A 26,093-nucleotide genomic window follows, 5' to 3' on the forward strand; every position below is an offset into this window, starting at 1 on the left:
CGGTATCCGGCCCGCTTCGGCGCGAGCTCGCCTGAGCCCGATGAGTTTTCGGGACAGAAGGCGGGGTCCGTACCCTATACCGCGCAATACTCGAGCCGGGGCCGCGGGAGTGGTTCGGGGCGGACGGCGGAGCCGATCGCCGTGGTCGGAATCGGCTGCCGCCTGCCGGGCGGTGACGGCCCGGACGCCTTCTGGCGGCTGCTCGCCGACGGCGAATCCGGTATCCGCGAGGTGGATCCGGCGCGGTGGGATCCGTCGGTCTACTACCACCCGAGCGGCGGCCCCGGCCGCACCAACAGCAAATGGGGCGGGTTCGTCGACGGTATCGACCTGTTCGATCCGGAATACTTCGGCATCGGCGAGGCGCTGGCATGGCAGCTCGACCCGCTGCAGCGGTTGCTGCTGGAGGTGTCGGCGATGGCCACCGCCGACGCGGGCTACCGGCGAGCGGATCTGGCGGGCAAGCGAATCGGCGTGTACGCGGGTAGCAGGGCGGCCAACTACGTCAACCGGATTCCGGTGGCCGACCGCAACACCATCGTCGGGATCGGGCAGAACTTCATCGCGGCCCGCATCTCCGACTATTTCGATTGGCACGCCGGGAATCTCGTACTCGACAGCGCGTGCTCATCCTCATTGGTCTCGGTGCACCTGGCCTGCCAGGCGCTGCGCGGGGGCGAACTCGACGCGGCGCTGGCGGGCGGCGTCGAGGTGCTGCTGGACGAAATGCCGTTCGTGACGCTCGCCGCCGCGGGTGTGCTTTCCCCGAACGGCCGCTGCGCCACCTTCTCCGAACACGCCGACGGTTTCGTACCCGGCGAGGGCGCGGCGCTGCTGATGCTCAAACGCCTCGACGACGCCGTCGCCGACGGCGACCGGATATACGCGGTGCTGCGCGGTTCCGCCATCGGCAACGACGGCCACACCATGGGCATCACCACCCCGAATATGCACGCGCAGATCGAGGTCATCACGGCCGCACTGGAATCGGCGGGCATGGCGCCGGACGCGCTGTCCTATGTCGAGGCGCACGGCACCGGAACGATGATCGGCGACCCGATCGAGCTCAAGGCGCTGGCCACGGTGCTCGGCGATCGCGGCGCGCTGGAGCCGTGCGCGGTAGGCAGCGTGAAAACCAATATCGGGCATCTGCTTTCGGCGGCGGGTATCGCCGGTGCCGTGAAAGCCATTCTGGCGGTGCATCACGGCGCGCTGCCGCCGTCGCTGCACTGCGCGGCTCTCAACCCGCGCTTCGCTTTCACCGGCTCGCCGCTCTACGTCAACCGCGAATTGCGGCCGTGGCGGCCCGCCGACGGCAGGCCCCGGGCGGCGGGCGTCAGCTCGTTCGGCTTCGGCGGCACCAACGCTCACCTGATCGTCGAACAGGCGCCGACGGCGCACCGCCCGGTGCGGAACCCGCTGTCGCCGCCGGCATTCCGCAAGAGGAGCTACATGCTGCCGAAAACCGTTACGCGCGAGGCGCAACCGCCGCAGCGCCTGCTCGTCCCGGCGCCCGCCGTGCCCGTTCCGTCCTTCCTGCGCGTGGAGCCCCTGGTATGAACGAGATTCGACTGGGCAGCTTCGCGACGACGGTGCGGGCCGACGATCCCGTGGTGCGCGATCACCGGGTACACGGGGTGCGGATCCTGCCGGGCGTCGTGTACCTGGACACGATTCTGCGCGCCGCCATGGCCGCCGGACACCTGCCCACCGACCTGGTGATCCGGGAGGCGCTGTTCCACCGGCCGGTGGCGCTGGATTCGGCAGGGGCCGTGCGGATCACGTTCTTGGTGACCCGCCATACCGATGGACGGCCGGAGCGGGCGGGCACGGTGCGGATCCGCATCGATGCGCAGCGTCTCGACGCGGCGGGCACCCCGGTCGGGCCTGTCGCCCAGATCGCCGAATGTGTTGTCGCGGTTGCTGATTCGCCTACCGAACCGGCCGTCGCGGATATCGGTGCGTTGCGCGCTGAGCTCGGTGACGGTCGCGCGCTCGCCGAAATGTACGGGCAGAGCGGTGCCCGCGGCATCGAACATCGCGAATTCATGCGGGCGACAGGCATTTTCGCCCGGCGGGAGAATACCGTCGTCGCGGAGCTCGGTCTCGGTGCGGAGGCCGGGCAACACCTGCCCGGTTTCCTGCTGCATCCGACCTTCCTGGACGCGTCGACGATCGTGCCGTTCGTCGATCCGGCCCGCCTGGGCGTGGACGACGAAAGCGCCTTCATACCGATCTACTTCGGCAAGGTGCGGGCATGGCGCGCAACCCCGGAGCGGGTATATGTACGGGCTACCGTGCGCGGCGGCGGTACGGATCTGCTCCAGGCGGACGTTGCCGTGTGGGGGGCGGACGGGGCGCCGATCGCCGAATACGAATTGACCTCCAAGCGAGTTCGCGGCAGCGCCGATATCGAACGACTGGTAGCGGCGGAACCGGCGCGGGTCGCCATGGCGACGGTCGCGGATACCACCGAGGTGGCGGATACGGGCGATCCGCGGTCCGCGATCACCGCGGACCTGGTCCTGCTGGTCTCCGCCGAGTTGGGTTTGCAGGCGACATCGATCGCCACCGATGTCGGCTTCTACGAGCTCGGCCTCGATTCCGGCCGCCTGCTCCGCCTGACCGCCGAGCTGGAGGCACGGGTCGGCGAACCGCTGTATCCCACACTGCTTTTCGAATACCAGACGATCGATGCCTTGGCCGGTCATCTCGCGGAGAAGGTCGGTGGACGGTACCGGCGCGCCGAGCCGGAACCGGCACCGGGGCGCGAGGCGACAACGGTATCCGCCGAGGTTCCGGCGGCAAGGGCCTCAGCGGCAGGGATGGGAGAAGCGCCTTCGCCGACACCACCACCCGCTGCATCGCCCGACCCGAGCCGTGATGCGTTGTTCGCCTTCGGTTTCGAGTGGCGATCCGATGCGGGGACGCCTTCGGCGCAGGCGCCGGACCGCCTGCTCGTATTCGACACTGCGGAACGGCCGTATCGCGGCGAGGGTGCGGCGCTCGTCCGGGTCCGCCCCGGATTCGAATTCGCCGCCGATGCGACCGATTTCGTGATCGACCCGGCGAATCCGACTCATATCCGCCAACTGCTGGTGGAATTGTCCACCCGCCCAGACGCTTTCGATGCCGCAGTGTATCTGTGGGGTGATCGGCTCGCCGACGTCGACTACGACCCGCAGCTGCTGATCGACCAGGTCTACCTGCCGTTGCGCGAATTGGTTCGGGCGATCGGCGAACTGCCGGACGCACCGGTGCGCCGCATCCTCGCCGTATTCGACGACGGCAGGGCCGGTGAATCCGGTGCGGCCATGATCGGTGGATTCGCCCGAACGCTCCGGCTCGAGCAACCGCATCCGGTACTGCGTTCGGTGTGCTGTGACAGCACGACGGACGCCGCTACGGTCGTGCGCGCCGAACTCGCTGTGGCACAGGATGATCCGGCCACCGAAATCCGCTACCGCAATGGCGGGCGCGAGACCAGACAGATACGCGAAATCGCCGCCGCGATCGGTGATCCGTCGCTGGCCGACGGCGCGGTCGCGGTGATCACCGGCGGGTTCGGTGGGATCGGCGGGCTACTGGCCCGGAGGCTGGCGGCCCGCTATCGGGCGAGGCTGGTGCTGGTGTCGCGCCGCCCGCTCGATGCCACCGGCGCGCGCCTATTGGCCGAGATCACCGAGCTCGGCGGCGAAGCGGTGCACGTGCGAGCTGATCTCGCCGTCGCCGCGGACGTCGACCGGATCGCCGCGATCACCCGCGCGACCTACGGACGCATCGGTGTCGTCTACCACGGTGCCGGCGAACTGCGCGACGGACTGGTCGCCGGTGCCGGGGCAGAGGCGGCGAAAGTCGTTCTGGCACCGAAGGTTTGCGGTGTCGAATGGTTGGCCGCCGCGATGCCGGACGCCGGGCTGCTCGTACTGTTCTCGTCGGTATCGGCGGTACTGGGCAACCCGGGGCAGGCGGACTACGCCGCGGCGAACCGGTACCTGGACGTGACCGCCGAGCGGCCCCGGGACGGCGGGCCCCGGGTGGTCGCAATCGGATGGCCGCTGTGGGCAGAGGGCGGCATGTTGCCGCCGCGCGAACATATCGATGCGCTACGTCGCGCCGGAGTCGGCCTGCTGCCCACCGAGATCGGGTTGGATCTGCTCCTCGCGGCGGGTACGGGTGAGTACGCCCATACGGCGTATGTGTGGGGCGATCCGGCCGCCATCCGGGCCCGGTTGCGGCCGGTCGTCGAACCGGCGGCAGCGGATATGCCGGCGGCGGCGAATATTTCGCGACCGGCGACCGAAAACGCGATCGCCATAGTCGGATACAGCGGCCGGTATCCGGATGCCGACGACGTGGACGAGTTCTGGCGCAATCTACGTGACGGCCACGACGCGGTCGGGCCGGTTCCGGCGCGGCGATGGTGGCTGGCGAATACCCGCGGCAAGCCGTTTGTCGGCGGATTCCTGCGCGACGTAGCGGGTTTCGATCCGATGTTCTTCCGCATACCGCCCGCGCACGCACCGCTGCTCGACCCGCAGGAGCGGCTGTTCCTGCAGCAGGCGTACGGGGCGTTGGAGCACGCCGGATACCACCACGACGAGCCCGCCGTACGAGACCGGCGGGTCGGCGTCTACGTCGGAACCACCTGGAGCGATTACCGGCTGCTCGGCGTCGAGGCCAGCCGCAGCGGGGATCCCGTTGCGGTGGCGTCGATTCCGTCGTCGATCGCGAACCGGACCTCGTACACGCTCGGCCTGCGCGGGCCGAGCCTCACCGTGGACACCGCCTGCTCGGCCTCGCTCACCGCGCTGCATCTCGCGCGGCGCGCCCTGTTGGCGGGCGAATGTGACGCCGCGCTGGTCGGCGGGGTGAATCTGCTGCTGCACGAGGATAAATTCCGGCTGCTGAGCGGTATCGGCATGCTGTCGGAAAGTGGCCGCTGCCAACCGTTCGCGGCGGGTGCGGACGGTTATGTGCCGGGCGAGGGCGTCGGCGCGCTGTATCTCAAACCGCTGCGCAGCGCGCTCGCCGACGGCGACACCATCCACGGGTTGATCCTGGGCAGCGCGGTGAACCACGGAGGGCAGACCGCGGGTTACAGTGTGCCGCATCCGGTCGCGCAGGCCGAGGTGATCGCCGAGGCCCTCGACGAGGCGGGGCTCGCGTCGTCGGATATCGACTATCTCGAGGCGCACGGCACCGGAACCGCGCTCGGCGATCCAATCGAAATCGCCGGACTGGCAATGGTATTCGGACATTCCGTGAAGGACGCCCGGCCACGTGCGCTCGGCGCGACCAAGTCGAGCATCGGCCATCTGGAGGCAGCGGCGGGCGTCGCGGGCCTGACCAGGATTCTGCTGCAATTCCGGCATGGCAGGATCGCGCCGACACTGCATGCGGCGCAGCCGAATCCGGCGATCGCGTTCCACTCGACACCGTTCCAGCTGCCGCGGGAGCTGCAAGACTGGCCACAGCGGACGTCGGCCGGGGTGGCACAGCCGCGCCGAGCCGGTATCAGCGCTTTCGGTGCGGGCGGCGCGAACGCTCATGTGGTACTTGCGGAATTCGTAGACGACCGAGTCCGGCCGGTACCGTCCGGCGCGCCGGAGATATTCGTACTGTCGGCGCGGTCGGCGGAACGATTGCGGCACTACGCCGGGATCATGGCCGAGCACTTCCGCACCCTGGATCCGGCCGATTTCACCGATGCGGTGCGGACCCTGCGGCTGGGCCGTCCCGCGTTGGCGCATCGTCTCGCGCTGGTGGCGACGACACCCGCCGCGGTGGCCGCCGCGCTGGACGGATTCCGGGCGGGCGAGCCGGGCGCGGTGTTCACGGGGGAAGCGGAATCCGGTGTGGCGCAGCAACCGTCCGGGACATCCGATACCGATCTGGCGCGGGCGTGGGTAACCGGAGCGGCGATCGATTGGGCCCGGCACGGTGCCCCGTCTCGGCGGGTGCCGCTGCCGGGATACCCCTTCGATCAACGCGATTACTGGATCCTCGATCGGCCGCGCACCGATTTCGACAGTGCCGTCGCCGAATTCGAGCGGGTGGCGCGGCGCGGTGGCGTTATGGAACCCGGACAACCGGAACTCAACCGTTACGCGGCCGTCCGGCTCTACGGCGTGCTGTTCGAGATGGGCCTGACCATCGGGGAATGGCCGGTGTGGTCGGTGCGCGAAATGTTGGGTGTGCGAACGGAGTATCAGCGCCTGCTGACCAGTTGCCTGGACATCCTGTACCGGCACGGGCTGGTCGAGCGGGCCGACGACCGGCTGCGGGTGATCGGGCCACCGCCGGGGTCGGCCTGGATGCGGGCCGATCTGTTGGCGCGCTTCCCGGGCTGCGAAGCCTATGTCGCGCTGCTGGATTCGTGTCTCGACAGCTACCAGCGGGTGCTGCGGGGCGAAATGGCCGCGACGGAGGTGCTGTTCCCGCGCGGCGAGCTGGAACTGGTTTCCGCGATCTATCGCGGCAACACCGCATACGATTTCGCGAACGGCCTGCTGGCCGATCTGATCGGCGCGGTGGCCCGCGGCCGGACCGGCGACAGGCCGCTGCGGGTGCTGGAAATCGGTGCGGGCACCGGTGGTTCGACGCACGCGGCACTGGCCGCGCTTTCCGGCTCGGGCGTCGCGTTCGAGTACCACTACACGGATATCGCGGCGAGCTTCGTCGCGCACGGCAGGCGCACCTTCGCGGACGAGCCGCGGATGCGCTTCGGTGTTCTCGATATCGAGGCGGATGCCGCCGCACAGGGATTCCCGGCGGGTTGCGCCGATCTCATCTTGTGCGCCAACGTCTTACACGCGGTCGGTGAGATCGGCCCGACCCTCGGGCGGATCCGGCGGCTGCTCGCGCCGGGCGGGGTTCTCGCGTTCACCGAGGTGACCACCGATCTCGAGGTGCTGGCACTGACCTTCGGCCTGCTCGACGGCTGGCACGGCTACCGCGATCCGGAACTGCGCATCGTGAATTCGCCGCTGCTGTCCGAGGATCAGTGGCGGTCGGCGCTGATGCGGGCCGGATTCAGCGGCATACACGCCTGGGGTCCGGGCCTGTGCGATGACGCGGAACCGAGTTTCCGGCTGCTTGCGGCATGGCACGAAATGGCTGCGGGTGAGCTGGAACTCGACGATCCCCGACCCGCTGACGCGGCGTTCCCGGCAACGAAACCTGCTGTTGTGGACGATATTCCACGCCAAGCGGTGCCGGAGGCGTTGCAGCGCACGGTGATCGGCATCGTGGCCGCCGGGCTGGGTATCGCACCGGACGAAGTCCGCCCCGAGCAGCCGCTGTCGGAATACGGCGTCGACTCCATCCTGGCGGTGAAGATCGTGGAACGGGTCAACGACCACTTCACGCTCGCGCTGCGGCCGACGGTCGTATTCGACTATCCGACGGCGCGGGCGCTGGCCCAGCGCGTCGCGCAGGTCGGGGGCGCGGAGCAGCCGCGGGAAACATCCGAATCGTCAGGTCGCACAGCGGATATCGATCCGACACCGGCCGCACCACCGAAGCGCGCCGAGCCATCGGGACGGACCGCTGAGCCGGAAATCCGGCAGGACCGAACGGAATCCGGCATGGATATCGCGATCATCGGCATGTCCGGCCGCTTCCCGGGCGCGGCGGATCTCGACGAGTTCTGGCGCAATCTCGCCTCGGGCGTCGATTCGGTGACCGAGGTGCCGCCGAGCCGCTGGCCGATCGCGGATTATTTCCGGCCCGGCCCGGCGACCCCTGGGAAGACCTATTCGAAATGGGGCGGATTCCTCGACGACGTAGGCCTTTTCGATCCCGCATTCTTCGATCTGGTGCCCACCGAGGCCGACCACATGGATCCGCAGCAGCGGTTGTTCCTCGAACACAGTTGGCTGGCGCTGGAAGACGCGGGCATCGATCCGAGGTCGCTGCGGCGCAAGCGATGCGGCGTCTTCGCGGGCGCACCGGGTTCGGATTACGCGACGCTGCTGCGCAATCGGGCGACCTTCGGTTCGCACCACATGTTCACCGGCAACAGCCCGGCCATTCTGCCCGCGAGGGTCGCGTATCACCTCGATCTGACCGGTCCGTGCATGGGACTCGACACCGCGTGTTCGTCGGCCCTCGTCGCCGTGCATCAGGCATGTCGCAGCCTGCTATCCGGTGAATCGGAGCTCGCATTGGCCGGCGGTGTCGCGGTATTCGTCACGCCGGAGTACCACCTGCTCGCATCGTCGATGGGCATGCTGTCGGCGCAGGGCCGGTGCGCCGCCTTCGGGGCGGACGCGGACGGATTCGTGATCGCCGAGGGCGTCGGTGTCGTCGTGCTGAAGCCGCTGGCCGCCGCCGAGCGGGACGGCGATCCGATCCACGGCATCATCCGTGGCACCGGGGTGAACCACGACGGCCGCACGAACGGCATCACCGCACCGAGTGCCAGATCGCAGACCGAGCTGGAACTCGAGGTCTACCGGGCGGCGGGCATCGATCCGGCGACCATCGGCTACGTCGAGACACACGGCACCGGAACGCGACTGGGCGATCCGATCGAGATCGAGGCGTTGACCGCGGCCTTCCGCCGATACACCGATTCGGTCGCGACGATTCCGGTCGGCTCGGTGAAGTCGAATATCGGTCACGCCTCGCATGCGGCCGGAATGGCGGGCCTGTTCAAGGTGCTGCTGGCGATGCGGGCCGGAAAGCTCCCGCCGACGCTGCATGCGGATATGGTGAATCCACTACTGGAACTGGATAATTCACCGTTCTTCGTGAACACCGAAACCAGAGACTGGCCAGCAGGTACGCGCCGGGCGGCGGTGAGTTCGTTCGGATTCAGCGGTACGAACGCGCATCTCGTGGTGGACGACTATCCCGCGGCGCGAATTCCCGCACCACACGGTGAGATCGGCGGCGCACAGGTGGTCGTGCTGTCGGCGCGGACCGCGACCAGCCTGGTGGCGGCGGCGCGGACGTTGCGGCGGTCGATTGCCGCACATCCGGAATGGCGGCTCGCGGATATCGCGCACACGCTCGCATTCGGCCGCTCGGCCTTCGAACACCGGCTGGCCGTTGTCGCGGAGTCCGTCGACGGACTGGCCGCGCGCCTGGCCGATTTCGCCGACGGCGACCATCCCGCAGGGGTTTTCAGCGGTGTCGTGCCCGAGGTGGCGGCGGGATCGGTGCGGACGCTCACCGACCCCGTGGCGGCGGCGCGGGCTTGGGTCGAAGGGGCGGATGTCGAATTCGCGCCGTGGTCGCACGATTCCGCGCGGCGGTTGCACCTGCCGGGATACCGGTTCGATCGCGAACACTGCTGGGTGCCGGACGTACCGGTGACCGAGACCGTGCCCGCCGAAACCGTGCCCGAAACCACTGCCGAAGCGACACCCTCCCCGGCGAAGGAGCTGTGGCGAGTCGCCGAGGACCACCTGAAAGGTCTGCTCGCCGAGTACTGCCGTCTCGACCCGGCCCGCATCCGCACCCGGATCCCGTTGCAGGACTACGGAATCGATTCGGTGCTCATCAGCAAGCTGAACGACAGGCTGGTCGCCGAATTCGGCGAGCTGCCGAGCACCCTGTTCTTCGAGTACCAGACCCTGCGCGAGCTCGCGGGCTATTTCGCCGACATGTACGCCGACCGCCTGACGGAATTGACGGGTACGCGGCCAGCGCCCGTGGCCGTCGCGGCCGAGCCGGTCCCTGCGACGACGTCGATGGAACCGGTTGCCGCCGAGGACGATATCGCGATCGTCGGCATGGCGGGCCGCTTTCCGATGGCACACGATATCGACGAGTTCTGGGCCAACCTGGTGGCGGGCCGGGACTGCATCGTCGAGGTGCCGCCGCAGCGCTGGGATCACGGCGCATACCTTTCCGACGATCCGGACGAGCCGGGGACCACCTACGCACGCTGGGGCGGATTCCTCGACGACGTAGACAAATTCGACGCCCGCTTCTTCGGTATCACGCCGAAGGATGCCGAGGAGATGGATCCGCAGCAGCGGCTGTTCCTCGAAACATCCTGGGCCGCATTGGAGGACGCGGGATATCCGCCGGATCGCCTGCGCGCCAGCGCGGCCGCCCGCGGGCTGGTGGACGCGGGCGTATTCGTCGGCGTCGGCTACGCCGAATACCAAGCTTTCGTGAACATCCCGATCTCGGGTTATTTCGCGGTGGCGAACCGGGTTTCGTATCAGTTCGGCTTCCACGGCCCCAGCCTGGCGGTGGATACGGCGTGCTCGGCCTCGCTGACGGCACTGCATCTGGCGTGCGAGAGCCTGCGGCGCGGCGAGTCGGCCTACGCGCTCGCGGGCGGGGTGAACGTCTCGATCCATCCCGGGAAGTACCTGCTGCTCGGTTACGGCCGCTGGGCGTCCAGCGACGGCCGTTGCCGCACCTTCGGCGCCGGCGGCGACGGCTACGTCCCGGGGGAGGGCGTCGTCACACTGGTGCTGAAACCGTTGCGGCACGCGCGCGCCGACGGCGACCGGATCTACGGCGTGATCCGCGGCAGCGCCATCAACCACGGCGGCCGCACGAACGGGTTCACCGTGCCGAATCCGGCGGCGCAGGCAGAGCTGATCGAGCGCGCGCTCACCGTCGCGCGGGTCGACGCGCGCGATATCGGCTATGTCGAGGCGCACGGCACCGGAACCGCGCTGGGCGACCCGATCGAAATCGCCGCGCTGACACGGGCGTACCGCCGCACGACGCCGGACCGCGGTTACTGCGGTATCGGTTCGGCGAAATCGAGCGTCGGTCATCTGGAGGCCGCGGCGGGTGCGGCGGGGGTGGTGAAAGCGCTGCTGCAACTGCGGGAGAACACCATCGCGCCGAACCTGCACAGCGATCCGCCCAACCCGGGTATCGATTTCGCGGTCACCCCGTTCCGTGTCATCGAAACGCCAACGGAATGGCCGCGTCCCAGCGACGGATCGCCCCGGCTGACCGCAGTGAGTTCATTCGGCGCCGGCGGCGGCAACGCTCACGTCATCGTGTCCGACGCCGAACCGCCCGCGCCGCGCGAGCCCGAGGACGGCGCACGGGTGGTCGTCCTGTCGGCCCGCGATGCGGAAAGGCTGGCCGAGGCCGCCACCCGGCTGGCGCAACGCCTACGGGCACAGCCGATTCCACTGGCCGATGTGGCGTGGACGCTGGCCGTCGGCCGGGCGCCCTTCGAACACCGGCTCGCCGTGGTGGCGACCAGCACGGCGGAGCTCGTCGAACTGCTCGATGCCGCGACCGGTCCGGGCGCGCGTCCCGCGGAGGGGCTCGCGGTATTCCACGGCGTGGCGCGGACCCATCGGGACGCGGACGAGCTCGCGGGCGAATCCGATGCCGACCGTGCGGAACTGGCCGGGCTGCTGCGTTCCGGCAACCTGCCGCGGCTCGCGGAGCTCTGGGCGTCCGGGTGGACGGTGGACTGGGAACGGTTGTACGGCAACGCGTTCGGACGGATCGTGAGCCTGCCCGGATATCCGTTCGCGCGGCGCAGGCACTGGATCGTGCCGCAGGATTACCGCCGCCGCGGCGAGCCGCCGCAGATCATCGCGAAAACGGTTGTCGCGCAACCGACCGAACCGGTCGATATGACAGAGCGGCGCAACGGGCACCGGACCAATGGCGTCGGGCACCGAGATGAGCCGACGGTGCCCGAGGTGGAAGCCGCCGAGCGGCAACCCGATACGGCCCCGCAACCGACCGAGGCAGAGAACATCGAACTCCGCACCACCCTGTGCGGCGAAATCCGCGACATCTTCGCCGATCTCACCAAATCCAACCCCGCCGACCTCGACCTCGACGCCGAGTTCATCGATTTCGGCTTCGACTCGGTAGCGACGGTCCGGATGCTCAACCGGCTGATGAAGCACTACGACGTCCGCATCCCGGCGGATTCGACCGAGCGGTATCCGACGATCGCATCACTGGCGGACTACCTGGTGCGGGACGGGATCGTCACGGGCACACCCACTGCCGGGAAGTCGGCTATTGAGACATCGAATGTCGTTGCGGCAGCGGATATTCCGGTACTGACCCTGGACGCGCCCATCCCGGTGGCCACGGTATTCGTCACCGGCGTCACGGGCGTGCTCGGCGGCAAACTGCTGCACGACCTGCTCGCGCACTCCGATGTTCGCATCACCTGCCTGGTCCGCGGCACGTCACAGGTCGCCGCCGAACGCCGTATCCAACACTTCCTGCGGACCTACGATCCGGACGGTGCGCTCGACGAGGCCTACCGCGCACGGGTGACTGCGGTGCTCGGCGACGTCTCGCAGGATCGCTTCGGTCTGGACGAACCGACCTGGCAGCGGATTTCGGCGGAGACCGATCTCACCGTCCACGCCGCGGGGCGCACCACGCTGGTCACCTTCTACGACGCGCTGGCCCCGATCAATGTCGAAGGCACGAGGCGGGCGGTGGAATTCGCGCTCGGCTCGCGCGGCCGGTATCTGGTCTACGTCTCGAGTTTCAGCGCGCTCGGCGACCGGTTGAACTTCAACAACCCGCCGTTCACCGAGCGCGACCTCGAATTGGGTCAGGGCTACGACCATCTGCCGTATCAGCAGACGAAATACGAGTCGGAGAAGCTGATCCGGGCGGCGAGCGAACGCGGCCTGCGCTGGGACATCGTGCGGCCGGGAAACATCATGGGCGACAGCGTCACCGGGCAGTATCCGTTCTCGGAGGTCTCGGTGAAGGGCGCCTACTACGACATCCTCAAGACGATGATCGAGACCGGCGAGACCATGCTCACACCGGTGCACTGGGATATCACCCCGGTCGACTACGTGAGCGCCGCGATCGTGCACATCGCCCTGCACCGGCCCACGTACCGGGAGACATACCACCTCACGAATCCGGATATCAAGCGGTACTACGACGTGGTGCGCTATGTCCAGAAGGCAGGCTACGACGTGACTCTGGTCCCGCTGGAGGAATTCCACCGCCGCGCCACCGAGCGGGAGATCTACCGTCTCGGAACGGGCGAGCGCTACGACAGCCAGACGCTGGAGATGTTCAAGTACGGCATCGAACTGTTCGGCACCATCCATTACGAGGAGAGCTCCTACGCCGACTGCGCGTACACCCGGCGGGTGCTCGGCGCGGCCGGAATCGATTGCCCGCCGGTGGAAGAGCTGGTGCGGGTGTACCTGAAGCACTGCACCGAGGTGGGCTATCTGCCGGAGCCCGGCGCGGCGACCGGATCCGGCCCGAGCGTGGAGGCCGCGAGATGACCCGCACCGTGGTATTTCCGGGCCAGGGTGCCCAGCGCGTCGGGATGGGCGCGGACCTGTGCGCCGAATTCCCGGTGGCCCGGAAGACTTTCGCGACCGCGAGCGAGGTGGTCGGGGCGGATCTGCTGCGGATCTGCACCGAACGGGATCCACGGCTGCACCGCACCGAGTACACCCAGCCGTGCGTGCTCACCGTGGAGATCGCGGCGTACCGGGTATTGGAGACCGAATTGGGTTGGCGGCCGGTGGCGTTCGGCGGCCACAGCCTCGGCGAGTACACGGCGCTGGTCGCGGCCGGCGTGCTGGAGTTCCCGGACGCGGTGCGGCTGGTGCGGGCCCGCGGCGCGCTTATGCAGGGGGCGCAACCCGAGGGGGACGGCGCGATGGCCGCGCTCATCCTGCCCGATATCGCCGACAGCGGCGCCGTCGAGATCGCGATGGCCGCGGGAGCCGAAGTGGCGAACGAGAACTCGCCGGAGCAGGTGGTGATCAGCGGCGGCGCCGCCGCGGTCGCGGCGGCCAGGAGCGCACTGGCGCAACGGCTTCCGGAGCTGCGGTTCGTGCCGCTGCGAGTGAGCGCGGCCTTCCACTCGACGGCGATGCGGGGCATCGAGGCCGAATTCGCCGGACAGCTGGCCGAATGCGCGCCGCGGCTGCGCGCCGCGCGGGCGGTGGCCGTGACATCGAATTACACCGGCGATTTCCACCGTCCCGAAACCCTGGTGCAGAACCTGATCCGCCAGATCGGCGCACCCGTGCGCTGGACGGCGAATATGCGCGCGCTCACCCGCGCGAAAACCGAGCTGTACGAGGTGGGCCCGTCCGCCCCGCTGTCGAAGTTCTTCGAAACCATCGGCGCGACGGTGACCCGCGTCGCATCCGTCGCCGATCTGCGGGCACTGCCCGTCGCAAAGAAAGAGACCGCGGCACAACCGGTTACGTCCGGCATCACCATCCACCGGAAACCCGCGGGCCCGCCGCGACTGCGCCTGTTCTGCTTCCCGTTCGCGGGCGGCAAGGCCACGGCGTACGCCGATTGGCGCACCCGCCTGCCCGACTGGGCGGAACTGTGCACGGTCGAATTGCCAGCCCGGCAGCGTCACCTGAACCAGACACCGATCCGCGGTTTCACCGAACTCGTCGATGCGGCACTGGCACAGGTGATTCCGCTGACGGACCTGCCTTTCGCGTTCTTCGGCCACAGCCTCGGCGCGCTGACCGCATTCGAGGTCGCGCGCCGCCTGCCCACCGGAATCGCCCCGCAGGCTCTGTTTCTGGCGGGCGCCGCCGCACCGCACCTGCCGCGCCCGGGCCGGATATCGGCACTGCCGGACCACGAATTCACCACCGCTGTAAGGTATTACGGCGGCATACCGCCGGAGGTCCTGGAGACGCCGGAGGTGCTGGCGCTGTTTCTGCCCGCGCTGCGCACGGATTTCGAGATCTACGACGATTACCGGTTCGTACCCGCCGCACCGCCGCGCTGCCCGGTGTACCTCTTCGGCGGCCGCGCGGACCATCAGGTGGCGCCGACGCAGCTGGAGGCATGGCGCGATGTGCTGCCGGGGGTGCGCTCCACCGAATTGCTGCCCGGCGGCCACTTCTTCCTCCTCGACCAGCGCGACGCACTGGTCGAGGCCATCGCCGCGCGCATGGACGCGTCGCATCCGACCGCGGTCTCCGCCTGATGAAGGGATACCTATGAAGATCGAAGTCCTCACGCCCACTTGCAATCTGGACACCGTGCGGGACGGCCGCGGCGGCATCTTCACCTGGGTGCCGCCGGAACCGCTGCTCGAGTTCAACCTGATCTACATGCATCCGGGCAAGGTCCGCGGCCTGCACTACCACCCGCATTTTGTCGAGTATCTGCTGTTCGTCGACGGCACCGGGGTGTTGGTGACCAAGGACGACTACGAGGATCCGGACTGCCCGGAGGAATTCATCCACGTCTCCAAGGGCATCTGCACCCGCACCCCGATCGGGGTGATGCACACGGTGTATTCGATCACGCCGCTGACGTTCATCGCCATGCTGACCAAGCCGTGGGACGAGTGCGATCCGCCGATCGTGCAGGTCGCGCCGCTACCGCACACGCTCGAAGGCGACGGGTGATGTCGACGGAACGTGTTGCGGTAATCGGGCGGCCGGCAGAACGGATCAATCGTGTGCGGGCGCGCTGACGCGGTGGCGGGCGGGCCGCAGATACTTCTCCGCGCACAGCGTCAAAAGGAAGCGGACGCTGGTCGCCACGTCGCGGGTGCGCATCTTCGATTCGCCGGCGGTCCGGTTCAGCACGTGAATCGGAATCTGGGCGATGCGGAAGCCGTTCGCATTGAGGATGTAGAGGCTTTCGAAGAAGAAGGAGTAACCGGTGGACCGGACCAACTCGAACGCGCCCGCCGGAACAGTGCTCAACCGGTAGTAGCGGAATGCGCCGGTGGCGTCGTACGGCATCCGCAGCAGGGTGACGGTGAGAAAATGTCCGACCCGGGTGAGCATCTTGCGGAACGGGGTCCAGTCATCGAGGCTGTCCTCCTTCAGATACCGCGATCCGACGACCACGTCGTAACCCGCCGCGGCGGCGCGCAGCGCGGGCAGATAGGACGGCGGATGCGCGAAATCGGAATCCATCGTGATCAGATTCCGGTAGCCCTCGGAATATGCCCAGTGGATTCCCGCCTGATGCGCGGAACCGACGCCTTGACGACCGGCCCTGTGCAGCACGTGAATACGCGGCGCATGCTCTTTGGCCAGGTCGTCGAGGAGTTCGCCGGTGCCGTCGGGGGAGTTGTCGTCGACGAACAGGACATCGAAATCGGTGCCCTGTTCCAGGATCTGCGCGAGCAATGGCCCCACATTGCGCCGCTCGTTGTACGTCGGAATCATGATCAAAGTTCTTTCGGAGGCCGTGCTCATGCAACGGAATTCTAATGGCTCGGGTTGCCGAAAAACAGGTATTCCCAACAAGATCGGCAAGAGTTAGTCTCTGGTTGGAGGTTTGATGCGGAAAGCTTTGATAACCGGTATCACCGGCCAGGACGGGTCATATCTGACCGAATTTCTGTTGCAGCAGGGTTACGAGGTACACGGAATAATCCGGCGCGCCTCGAATTTCAATACCGATCGCATCGATCACCTGTATTCGGACACCCATTCGCAACGCCGGTTGATGCTGCACTACGGCGATCTCATGGATTCCAGCAGCCTGAATCGGATCCTGGAAGAGGTGCGTCCGTGTGAGATCTACAACCTCGGCGCGCAATCGCATGTGCACATCTCGTTCCAGATTCCGGAATTCACCGCCGAGACGAATGCGATCGGCACGTTGCGGATACTCGACGCGATCCGCAAGACCGGAATCGCCACCAAGTTCTACCAGGCGTCCTCATCGGAGCTGTACGGCGGGCTGAAAGACGAAATCCTCAGTGAGGCAACGCCGTTCCATCCGCGCTCGCCGTACGCGGTGGCGAAACTGTACGCCTACTGGATCACCGTGAACCATCGCGAGGCGTACGGCATGTACACCGTGAACGGCACCCTGTTCAACCATGAATCACCCAGGCGTGGTGAGGTTTTCGTCACCAGGAAGGTGACCCGCGGCGCGGTCCGGATAGCCCAGGGCAAACAGGACAAGCTCTACATCGGCAACCTGGACGCCCGCCGGGACTGGGGGTACGCCAAGGAATATGTCGAGGCGATGTGGATGATGTTGCAGCAGCCCGAACCCGACGACTACGTCATCGCCACCGGTGAGACGCACAGCGTGCGCGAACTGTGCGAGGTCGCCTTCGCCGCGACGGGCGTCGAATTGATCTGGGAGGGCACCGGACTCGACGAGAAGGGGATAGACCGGCGCACCTCGCGGGTACTGATCGAGGTCGATCCGACCTACTTCCGGCCCGCCGAGGTGCATCATTTGACCGGCGACCCGACCAAGGCGAAGGAGAAGCTCGGCTGGCAGCCCCGCACCACGTTCACCGAACTGGTGCAGCTGATGGTCGCCCACGATATGGAGAACGTGTGACGGAAGCGCTGACCATCGACCGCTGCCGGGTGTGTGGCAACACCCGGCTGGAGACGGTCGTCGATCTGGGCACGATGGCGTTGACCGGGGTGTTCCCGGCCGCCGACGCGGCGGATGTGCCGCGCTACCCGCTCGAGTTGGTGCGCTGCGTGCGCCCCGAGCCGAGCGCGGCCGACCCGGACGAGTGCGGCCTGGTGCAGCTGCGCCACACCGCGAATTTCGACGAAATGTACTCCGCCGGTTACGGATACCGCTCCGGGCTGAACCGGTCGATGATCGACCACCTCGGGCACCGGGTGGCCAGGATCCGGGCCAGGATCGACCTGAGCCCCGACGATCTCGTGATCGATATCGGCAGTAACGATGCGACGCTGTTGAAGTGGTACCCGCCGGGGGCCGCATCGGTGGTCGGCATCGATCCGCTCGCGGCGAAGTTCCGCGAGTTCTACCCGCCGCACCTGCGGGTGGTGCCCGGCTTCTTCGGCACCCCGGCGGTGGCCGACGCGCTGAACGGCAAGCGCGCCAAGGTGATCACCTCGGTGGCCATGTTCTACGACGTGCCCGATCCGCTCGGGTTCATGCGGGCGGTGCGCGATGCGCTCACCGACGACGGCATCTGGGTGCTCGAGCAGAGCTACCTGCCCGCCATGCTGGCCACCACCTCCTACGACACCATCTGCCACGAACACCTGGAGTACTACACCCTCGATCAGATCGAATGGATGGCCCGCCGCAGCGGATTCACGGTATTGGAGGTGGAGCGCAACACCGTCAACGGCGGCAGCTTCGCGCTGACGCTCGCCAAGCACGGCACGCCCGCGCACGCCGACGCCGCGGCCCTGGCCGGGATGCGCGCGGAGGAGGCCGCACTCGGGCTGCACGGGCCGCAGCTGTACGCCGACTTCGCCAAACGGGTGGACCAGCACCGGGACCGGATCCGCGACTTCTTCGACCGATCGCGACAGGCGGGCCTGTGCACGCTCGGGTACGGCGCATCGACGAAAGGCAATGTGCTGCTGCAGTATTGCGGTATCGGCCCGGCGGAGCTGCCGTGCCTGGCCGAGGTGAACCCGGACAAGTTCGGCAAGTTCACCCCCGGCACCGCCATTCCGATCGTGCCGGAGGCCGAGGCGCGGGCGCAGGCGCCGGACCAGTTCTTCGTGCTGCCATGGCATTTCCGCACGATGCTGGTGGAGCGGGAGCGCGAGTTCCTGGAATCCGGTGGGCGGCTGGTGTTCCCACTGCCGGAGTTGGGTGTGGTGTGAGATGACGGTTGTCGTCACGGGTGCGGCGGGGCAGGACGGCAGGCTGCTGTCGGAGCTGCTGGCCGCCCGTGGCCGCCGGGTGCTCGGGCTGAGCCGGGGCGGGCCGGTCGATATCACCGATCCGGACGCGGTGGATCGGCTCATCGCCGAGGAGCGGCCGGAGCAGGTGTATCTGCTTGCGGCCGTGCAGCATTCGTCGGAGGACCCGCCGGCCGAGCCGCGTACGCTCGCGGCGGCGTCGCACCGGGTGAACACCATGCAGGTGCAGCATTTCGCCGAGGCGATCGAGCGGCACCGCACCGGGACCCGGCTGTTCTACGCGGCATCCGCGCACGTATTCGGCGCCGGCGACGGCACACCGTGTACCGAGGAGACCGGGCTGCGGCCGTCCTCGATCTACGGCGTGACCAAGGCGGCAGGCCTGCTGGCCTGCCGCGCCTATCGCGCACGCGGACTGTTCGCCTCGGCCGGAATTCTTTTCAACCACGAATCACCCTTGCGGGCCGAGAAATTCGTCACCCGCAAGATCGTGCGCGCCGTGGCGCGGATAGTCAGGGGCGAGGCGGACGAGCTGGTGCTCGGGCGGCTCGACGCGGGCGCCGACTGGGGTTACGCCCCGGATTACGTCGAGGCGATGACCCGGATCCTGGCCCTGGACGAACCGGACGAGTTCGTCGTCGCGACGGGGCGACGGCACACCGTCGCCGAATTCTGCGCGGCGGCCTTCGGGCTGGCCGGGCTGGACTGGAAACATTATGTGCGCGAAAGCCCTTCGGTATTGACCAGGCAGCAGCGGCCGCTCGTCGGCGATGCCGGGCGGCTGCGCGCGCGAACGGGATGGACGCCGTCGGTGGATTTCCTGGGCATGGTCCGGGCCATGCTCGCGGCCGAGGGCGTGCGCCCACAGGCGGAATCGAGGCCGGTGCGTGCCGGCGGAACGGATGGATGAGTGAACCTGAACGACGAGAATGTCCTTGCCGCCCAGCTGATCTCGATCGCGGACGGGGTCTACGAGGAATCCGCGGCCCGGCTCGGCGAGATCGGCGCGGATGCCGTCGCCGAGGCGGTGCTGATCGAGATCGCCTGGCGCGCCCGCACCGCGAACCCGCCGACCCAACCGGTCACCGCCGTCTTCGAATTGACCTACGAGGGAAAGCAATTCGACTACCTGCTCACCCTCGGCACCGAGGATCCCGCGGTCGGGCCCGGCACGCTGGCCGATCCGTGGCTGGTGGTGCGCCAGGACCTGGTGGAGCTGCTGCGCGCGGTCTACGGCCCGCCGGACGCGGTGAGCGCCACCCGCGCGATCACGCTGAAGGATGAGCCCGGCCCGGCCAGCTTCGCACCCGACGATCCGTTCCGGGTCGCCCGCGAGGCCGCGAGCGTGGCCGCCGACCAGATCGTGACCGCCTGTAGCCCTTACCATTACGACCTCAACACGCTCTCGCTGCGGTACGGCTCGGACAAATGGGGCGGGCACTGGTACACCCAGCACTACGAGCGGCATTTCGAGCCGCTGCGCAACAGCCGGGTCCGAGTGCTCGAGCTCGGCATCGGCGGTTACACGGCGCCGAATGTCGGCGGCGCCTCGCTGCGCATGTGGAAGCAGTACTTCCGGCGCGGCCTGGTGTTCGGGCTGGACTACTTCGACAAGTCCGGCATCGCCGAACCCCGCCTACAACCGCTGCGGGGTGACCAGGGCAACGCCCCGTTCCTGAACGAATTGGGCTCGGCGCTCGGGCCTTTCGACATCATCATCGACGACGGCAGCCACATCAGCGGCGATGTGATCACCTCCTTCGAGGCGCTGTTCGCCCACCTGCGGCCCGGCGGGCTGTACGTGGTGGAGGACACCCAGACCTCGTACTGGTCCGGCTGGGGTGGCAGCAGTACCCGGCTCGACGACGCGTCGACCTCCATCGGCTACCTGAAAACCCTGGTGGACGCGCTACATCGGCAGGACTTCGAACAGGACGCCGCTCGCGAGAGCCGCCCGCACGACGAATGGATCGGCGCCGCGCACTTCTACCACAACCTGGCGGTCATCGAAAAGCGCCGCAACGGGGAACAATCCGCGCCGTCATGGGTGCCGAGACACACCAACCCGATGGAGTGGATGAAGCCGAAGGAGGGGGAGCAGGCATGAAAGTTCTTGTGGTACCGACACCGTCGACCGGACATCTGCTCGCGATGGTGCCGTTCTGCTGGGCGCTGCGGCTCGCCGGCCACGATGTGCTCGTCGCCGCCCGCCGGGACGCCACCGCCACCGCGCTGCGGTCGGGCCTGCAGGCGGCCGATCTGCCCGAGCTACAGGTGCCGATGGACGAGCTGCGAAAGGCGGTGAATCCGAGCATGTTCCCGGCGCCGGTCTTCGCCGACCGGGATCAGCCGACCGGACAGGGTATGTGGCACTTCGCCGCGCAGAGCTGGTTCGGGCAGGCGGGCCAGTACCTGGACGCGTACGTGGCGGTGGCCAAGGACTGGGGCGCCGACATGGTGCTGTCGGATCCGCTGGCGACCGTGGGGCGCGCGCTCGGCGCGGCGCTGGAACTTCCGGTGCTGGTGCATCGGTGGGGTGTCGACCCGACCGGCGGACCCTTCGCCGAGCGCACCGCGGCCTTGGCGGCGGAATCCGGTACGGCCCTGGCTGATCCGGCGGCGATATTGGATATCTGCCCGGCATCGTTGCAGGCGCCCGATGCGCCCGCCGGGACGGCGCTGCGCTTCATCCCGTTCAACGGCACCGGCCTACTGCCCGAATGGCACCGGAATACCGAGGGGCGCAAGCGGATCGCGGTCTGCCTCGGCGGCAGCACGCTGAGCTTGACCGGACCGAGGCCGCTGCTCGCCATCCTCGACGCGGTGCGCCGGGTGGACGCCGAGGTGATCGTCACGCTCTCGGCGGCCGACCGGGCGTCGGTCGGCGCGCTGCCGGACGGTGTTCGGGTGGTGGAAGACGTTCCGCTGCAATTGTTCCTGCCCGACTGCGACCTGCTGATCCACCACGGCGGTTCGACCACCGGGTTCACCGCCTGCCGCTACGGCGTACCGCAGCTGGTGCTGCCGCAGATGTTCGACCAGTTCGACTACGCCCGCGGCATCACCAGGACCGGGGCCGGGCTGGCCGCGGTGGACGCCGCGGCGCAGGCGGATATCGACGCGTTGACCGACAGCATCGCGAATCTGCTGCGCGACAGCGCGTTCCGCGACGGAGCCGAGCAGGTGGGCCGCGACATCCTGGCCGCGCCCAGCCCGCATGAGGTGGTGGCGCGGATCGTCGCGCCGCGCGCCGGATAACACCCAGAAAGCGTTGGAAGACAGCAGGTTTTGCAGATGATATCCAGGACATGGACCCGGTTCCGCGGGTCACTCGACTATTACGCGGCGATGTATGCCGTCTTCATCGTCGGCATCCTCACCCCGCTGGTGATGATCCTGCTGGCCATCGCGGGATCGCCGGGCCCGCTTACCGGGGTGCTCGGACTGCTGTGTGCGGCAGTGCTTTTCCTGGTCATGGTGCCGTGGATTCCCGCGGAGTGGCGCGAGGTGGTGCGTGCGCGGCCGATCCTGGTGAAGGTGCTGTGGACGGTGGTGATCCTGATCGTGGTGGTGATGCTGGCCCGGGTCACCCAGTTCATCCTGGACGCGAACAATGTGAGCTCCTCGCTGTCGCCCAACGACGACTTCCTGGTGAAGAAGAGCCACCTGACCGGCTACATCAGCGGCGCCCTCGTGGCGGAGCACGATCCGGCGAACCTGTACAACATCCACCGCTACGATTCGGCCGCCGCGGACAGCGTGCTGCCGAGCGTGGTACCGCAGGATCGCGACGCCTACCTGTACCCGCCGCCGTTCCTGCTGCTGCCCCGCTTCCTGCTGCTGTTCAGCCATGATTTCGCGACGCTGCGCGCGCTCTACTACGCGCTCTACGTGGGGCTGGTGCTGATCGGGATGCTGGCCATCGCCCGCTGGGTCGGCGGCAAGCAGGGCGGTGTGATCGCGGCGCTCACACCGGTGGTGTGGCTGAGCCTGCCGACGCTGGCGACCCTGCAGATCGGCAATATCCACGTGCTGGTGCTGTACGTCGGCGCGGCGGCCGCGATGGCGCTGTTCCACCTGCGGCGCAACATATTCGGCGGCGCGGCATTGGCTTTCGCGATCGTCGCGAAGGTGTCGCCGGTGATCCTGCTCGCCTATCTCGTCGTGCAGCGGCGCTGGCGGCCCGCGATCTGGACCGCGGTGTGGTGCGGTATCTACTCGCTGCTCACGCTGGCCATCTTCGGCTGGGAGCCGTGGAAACTGTTCCTGTCCGACGGCACCTGGTCGAAGCTGGCCAGCGGCGAATTCCACGAATTCGTGCTGGTGCAGCGGGCCAACCAGTTGGTGAACTACTCGCCGTTCGGGCTGCCGTACAAGGCGAACATCATGGGCTGGAATATCGGTGACCCGCACGGCCCGGCCCGGCTGATCACCAACATCTACACCCTGCTGCTACTCGTGCTGATCGTGGTCACCGCGGTGCGGATCCAGCGGCGGCTGCGCGCCGGCGCGGACGGATCCCGTTTCCGCGCCGAACTTCTCGCGGTCTGGCTCGGCGTGCTGACGCTGGCCTCCTTCCGTGCCCCGTTCGGTCCTTGGGTGTATATCGCGGTGGGCGCGGTGTGGTTGTTCGCCGTGTACGCCGGGCTGATGCGGACCAGTAAGCGGAATATCGCGGTACTTTCGGTGGCCTGGTTGATCGTCGCGCTCTACACGCCGAACGTCTACTTCACGCTGATCGGCCAATTCATCATCTACATAGCGTGTTTCGCGCTTTCGCTGCGCGCGAGCAAGGGGACCGGCGCGGTCGAGGCGCCGAACACCGACGCACCGAAACCGGCTCCGGTGGGCGCCGCATGAGTAAATACTGCGTAATCGGCGCCGGCGCAGCGGGTTTGGTGACCGCGCGGGCATTCGCCGCGCGCGGCATCGACTTCGAGGTGCTGGAGGCGGCCGACGGAATCGGCGGCATCTGGGACGCGCGGCGCGCGGGCTCACCGGTCAGCCGCAACACCCACCTGATCGCTTCCAAAGGGGTGCAGGCATTTCCGGGGTTCCCGATGCCCGCGGACTACCCGGACTATCCGGGGCACGAACTGGTGCTGCGCTATCTGCACGCGTTCGCCGACGAATACGAGCTGTGGCCGCGGATCCGGCTGCACACCGAGGTGCGCCGCATCGAACCCGGCGACGACGGCTGGACGGTGACACTCGGCGACGGCACCAGCACCAGCTACGCGGGTGTGGTCATCGCCACCGGCGTCGACCACACCGCCCGCAGCATCGACATCCCCGGCAACAGCTCTGTGCCCGTACTGCATTCGAGCGAGTACCGAGGTCCGGATCAGATCCTGGGTAAGCGGGTGCTGGTGGTCGGCGCGGGCCAGTCGGCGGCCGATATCCTGTCCGACTGCGCGGTGAACGCGGCGCAGACCCTGCACAGCAGCAGGCGCGGCTTCTACTGCATGCCGAAATATCTGCTCGGCCGTCCGACCGACACCCTGCTGCAGGGGCGGATGTGGCGACCGCTGCGCAGGCGCGCGTTCCAGGCGCTGTTCGGCTATCTGCGGCGGCGGTCCATGGCGGTGGGCCTGCCGGTGCCGGATTTCACCGACGGCATCGTCATCCCGATGCTGGGCGATCAACTGCACCACTACTACTCGCACGGCGACATCACCGCGAGACCGGATATCGCCGCCCTGGAAGACGATCGGGTGACCTTCGCCGACGGCAGCGAGGAGAAGGTCGACATGGTGATCCTGGCAACGGGTTTCGTCCCGTCGTACCCGGTGGTCGACCGCGCGCACCTGCGCTGGGCGGCGGACAGTCCGCGACCGGGCTTGTACCTCAACATCTTTCCGCCGGGCACACCCGGCCTGTTCGTGGTCGGGATGGTGCGGCCGATCGGATCGCACTGGGATATCTACTCGCAGCAGGCCGATCTGGTCGCCGAGTATCTGGTGACCAAGGCGGAGAACCCCGCCCGGGCCACCCGGTTCGACCACGTGACGCACAACCCGCAGCCGAATCTCCATGCGGGACTGCGCCTCTACAACGCCGACGGCTACCCGCTGGTGGTGGAGAAGCAGGACTACACCAACCAGTTGCGCGCGCACGCGAAATTGCTGCGGTGACCGCACCTTTCAGAAAGAAGACAACTCGATGAAGGCACCTGGGCCCGGCCTGGTCGAAACCGGCCGCATGCTACCGAAACTCGGCAAGGATCCGCTGGGCACCGTCGGCGCGCTGCTCGGCGGCTACGGGGACGTGGTCCGGGTGAAGGCGGGACCCATGCTGGTCTACCTGATCGCCGATCCGGCTATGGCGGAATACGTCCTGAAGGACAACTACACCAACTATCGCAAGAGCCCGATCTACGACGAGTTCAGCATCCTGCTCGGTGACGGCCAGCTCACCACCAACAACCTGGAGTACTGGCGCAAACAGCGCAAGCTGATCCATCCGGCGTTCTCCCATTCGCATGTCAAGGGTTTCGCCGACAGCATCACCGACAGCGCGGCAGCCCTGCTGGACCGCTGGGACGGTGCGGCGGGCGAATTCCGGGACATCTACGCCGATTACGTGGAACTGCTGCTCGCCGTGACCGGGCGCATCCTGTTCAGCATCGACTTGTCCACGGACACAACGCAGGTCACCGAGGCGATGCGGGCGGCGTTCGCGTTCATCATGAAACGGGTGAACGCGCCGTTGAAGCTGCCGCAATCGTTCCCGACGCCGCAGGCCCGCCAGGTGGCGCGCAAGGTCGGCGAACTCGACGCCGTGGTGCGCCATCTCATCGACGAGCGCAGGCACGGCGGTGAAACCGCCGATGTGCTGACCGCGCTGGTGCGCGCCCGCGACGAGGACGGCAACAGCATGCGGGAGGAGGATCTGCTCAACGAGATCAAGACGCTGCTCGTGGCCGGGCACGAATCCCCGGCCAACGCGCTGTCCTGGGCCTGCTACCTGTTGGCGCTGCATCCGGAGATCCAGGAGCGCTTGGCGAGTGAGGTGCGCGATGTGCTCGATACGCGCACACCGAATTTCGCCGACCTCGGCCGACTCGACTCCTGCCGCATGGTGATCGAGGAGACGATGCGGCTGTACCCGCCCGCCTGGATCGTCGAGCGCACCCCCATCGCCGACGACGTGATCGGCGGTTACGAGGTCCCCGCAGGCGCGCGAGTCACCTTGTGCATGTACTACATTCACCGCGACAAGCGACTCTGGGACGATCCGTCGGCCTTCCGCCCCGAGCGCTTCGCCGACGCCGAGGTGGCCGACCGCCACAAATTCGCCTACTTCCCGTTCTCCGGCGGCCCACGCATCTGCCTCGGCAAGGATCTGTCGATGACGGAAATGGTGCTCATCCTCGCCATGACCGTGCAACGGTTCCGCTTGGAGCTGGACCCGGCCCACCAGGTGGTACCGCTGGCCTCGGTGAACCTGCGGCCGGAGCACGGAATCCGGATCCGCCCGGTGCGTCGAGACTGAAAGGAGTGCGGCCCTATGCGGCTGCGGAATGATCGGAAGATG

General features: G+C 67.8%; 13 protein-coding genes (1 of these 13 running past the window's edge). 12 read left to right on the top strand and 1 reads right to left on the bottom strand.

Annotated features, from left to right (window positions below; all coding sequences use genetic code 11):
- The 4 genes in view from LGY53_RS41435 to LGY53_RS41450 are tightly spaced (at most 13 nt apart) and all read left to right on the top strand, a layout consistent with a single transcriptional unit that may run on beyond the window.
- Window positions 1-1,560 carry the 3' end of a type I polyketide synthase gene (locus LGY53_RS41435; protein WP_225732155.1) on the top strand. Its footprint begins 19,806 nt before the window's first position, so only the last 1,560 of its 21,366 coding nucleotides appear in the window; the start codon falls outside the window, past its left edge; its stop codon occupies window positions 1,558-1,560.
- Window positions 1,557-13,226 carry a thioester reductase domain-containing protein gene (locus LGY53_RS41440; RefSeq protein WP_225732156.1) on the top strand — a complete coding sequence of 3,890 codons (11,670 nt, stop codon included), beginning with the start codon at window positions 1,557-1,559 and terminating at the stop codon, window positions 13,224-13,226. Before LGY53_RS41435 ends, LGY53_RS41440 begins: the two co-directional genes overlap by 4 nt.
- Entirely contained in the window at window positions 13,223-14,914 is a 1,692-nt protein-coding gene (locus tag LGY53_RS41445; protein WP_225732157.1) for an alpha/beta fold hydrolase, read from the top strand. The genes LGY53_RS41440 and LGY53_RS41445 overlap by 4 nt, the downstream gene beginning before the upstream one ends.
- Before the next feature lie 13 nt (window positions 14,915-14,927).
- Window positions 14,928-15,341, top strand: a complete 414-nt coding sequence (locus LGY53_RS41450) for a hypothetical protein (RefSeq protein WP_225732158.1) — start codon at window positions 14,928-14,930, stop codon at window positions 15,339-15,341.
- Window positions 15,342-15,386: 45 nt separating this feature from the next.
- On the opposite strand, the gene LGY53_RS41455 is transcribed toward LGY53_RS41450, so the two are convergent.
- Entirely contained in the window at window positions 15,387-16,145 is a 759-nt protein-coding gene (locus LGY53_RS41455) for a polyprenol monophosphomannose synthase (protein WP_225732159.1), read from the bottom strand.
- Window positions 16,146-16,230: 85 nt separating this feature from the next.
- Between LGY53_RS41455 and gmd the strand changes: the two genes are divergently transcribed.
- From gmd to LGY53_RS41495, 8 genes are read left to right on the top strand one after another with little or no spacing between them, the layout of a single operon-like run.
- The gene (gene gmd / locus LGY53_RS41460; RefSeq protein WP_167475063.1) at window positions 16,231-17,253 is read left to right on the top strand and encodes a GDP-mannose 4,6-dehydratase; all 1,023 of its coding nucleotides are present in this window, start codon (window positions 16,231-16,233) and stop codon (window positions 17,251-17,253) included.
- Window positions 17,250-18,518, top strand: coding sequence for a class I SAM-dependent methyltransferase (locus LGY53_RS41465; RefSeq protein WP_225732160.1), 1,269 nt, complete (start codon window positions 17,250-17,252; stop codon window positions 18,516-18,518). The genes gmd and LGY53_RS41465 overlap by 4 nt, the downstream gene beginning before the upstream one ends.
- Window position 18,519: 1 nt before the next feature.
- Complete coding sequence (locus LGY53_RS41470; RefSeq protein WP_225732161.1) at window positions 18,520-19,467, top strand: GDP-mannose 4,6-dehydratase; 948 nt, start codon at window positions 18,520-18,522, stop codon at window positions 19,465-19,467.
- A complete protein-coding gene (locus LGY53_RS41475) occupies window positions 19,468-20,664 on the top strand; it encodes a class I SAM-dependent methyltransferase (protein ID WP_225732162.1) in 1,197 nt (398 codons plus the stop codon).
- The gene (locus tag LGY53_RS41480; RefSeq protein WP_225732163.1) at window positions 20,661-21,815 is read left to right on the top strand and encodes a nucleotide disphospho-sugar-binding domain-containing protein; all 1,155 of its coding nucleotides are present in this window, start codon (window positions 20,661-20,663) and stop codon (window positions 21,813-21,815) included. Before LGY53_RS41475 ends, LGY53_RS41480 begins: the two co-directional genes overlap by 4 nt.
- 36 nt (window positions 21,816-21,851) lie before the next feature.
- Window positions 21,852-23,417 carry a glycosyltransferase family 87 protein gene (locus LGY53_RS41485; protein WP_225732164.1) on the top strand — a complete coding sequence of 522 codons (1,566 nt, stop codon included), beginning with the start codon at window positions 21,852-21,854 and terminating at the stop codon, window positions 23,415-23,417.
- Entirely contained in the window at window positions 23,414-24,691 is a 1,278-nt protein-coding gene (locus LGY53_RS41490) for an NAD(P)/FAD-dependent oxidoreductase (RefSeq protein ID WP_225732165.1), read from the top strand. The genes LGY53_RS41485 and LGY53_RS41490 overlap by 4 nt, the downstream gene beginning before the upstream one ends.
- 28 nt (window positions 24,692-24,719) lie before the next feature.
- Window positions 24,720-26,051, top strand: a complete 1,332-nt coding sequence (locus LGY53_RS41495; RefSeq protein WP_225732166.1) for a cytochrome P450 — start codon at window positions 24,720-24,722, stop codon at window positions 26,049-26,051.
- The last annotated feature ends 42 nt before the right edge of the window (window positions 26,052-26,093 follow it).

The organism is Nocardia sp. JCM 34519.1, assembly GCF_020361265.1.
Lineage (GTDB): Bacteria > Actinomycetota > Actinomycetes > Mycobacteriales > Mycobacteriaceae > Nocardia > Nocardia arthritidis_A.

Coding starts and splice junctions, on each gene's coding strand:
- LGY53_RS41440 (WP_225732156.1), top strand. CDS start 1,557: ATGAACGAGATTCGACTGGGCAGCTTCGCGACGACGGTGCGGGCCGAC.
- LGY53_RS41445 (WP_225732157.1), top strand. CDS start 13,223: ATGACCCGCACCGTGGTATTTCCGGGCCAGGGTGCCCAGCGCGTCGGG.
- LGY53_RS41450 (WP_225732158.1), top strand. CDS start 14,928: ATGAAGATCGAAGTCCTCACGCCCACTTGCAATCTGGACACCGTGCGG.
- LGY53_RS41455 (WP_225732159.1), bottom strand. CDS start 16,145: ATGAGCACGGCCTCCGAAAGAACTTTGATCATGATTCCGACGTACAAC.
- gmd (WP_167475063.1), top strand. CDS start 16,231: ATGCGGAAAGCTTTGATAACCGGTATCACCGGCCAGGACGGGTCATAT.
- LGY53_RS41470 (WP_225732161.1), top strand. CDS start 18,520: ATGACGGTTGTCGTCACGGGTGCGGCGGGGCAGGACGGCAGGCTGCTG.
- LGY53_RS41480 (WP_225732163.1), top strand. CDS start 20,661: ATGAAAGTTCTTGTGGTACCGACACCGTCGACCGGACATCTGCTCGCG.
- LGY53_RS41485 (WP_225732164.1), top strand. CDS start 21,852: ATGATATCCAGGACATGGACCCGGTTCCGCGGGTCACTCGACTATTAC.
- LGY53_RS41490 (WP_225732165.1), top strand. CDS start 23,414: ATGAGTAAATACTGCGTAATCGGCGCCGGCGCAGCGGGTTTGGTGACC.
- LGY53_RS41495 (WP_225732166.1), top strand. CDS start 24,720: ATGAAGGCACCTGGGCCCGGCCTGGTCGAAACCGGCCGCATGCTACCG.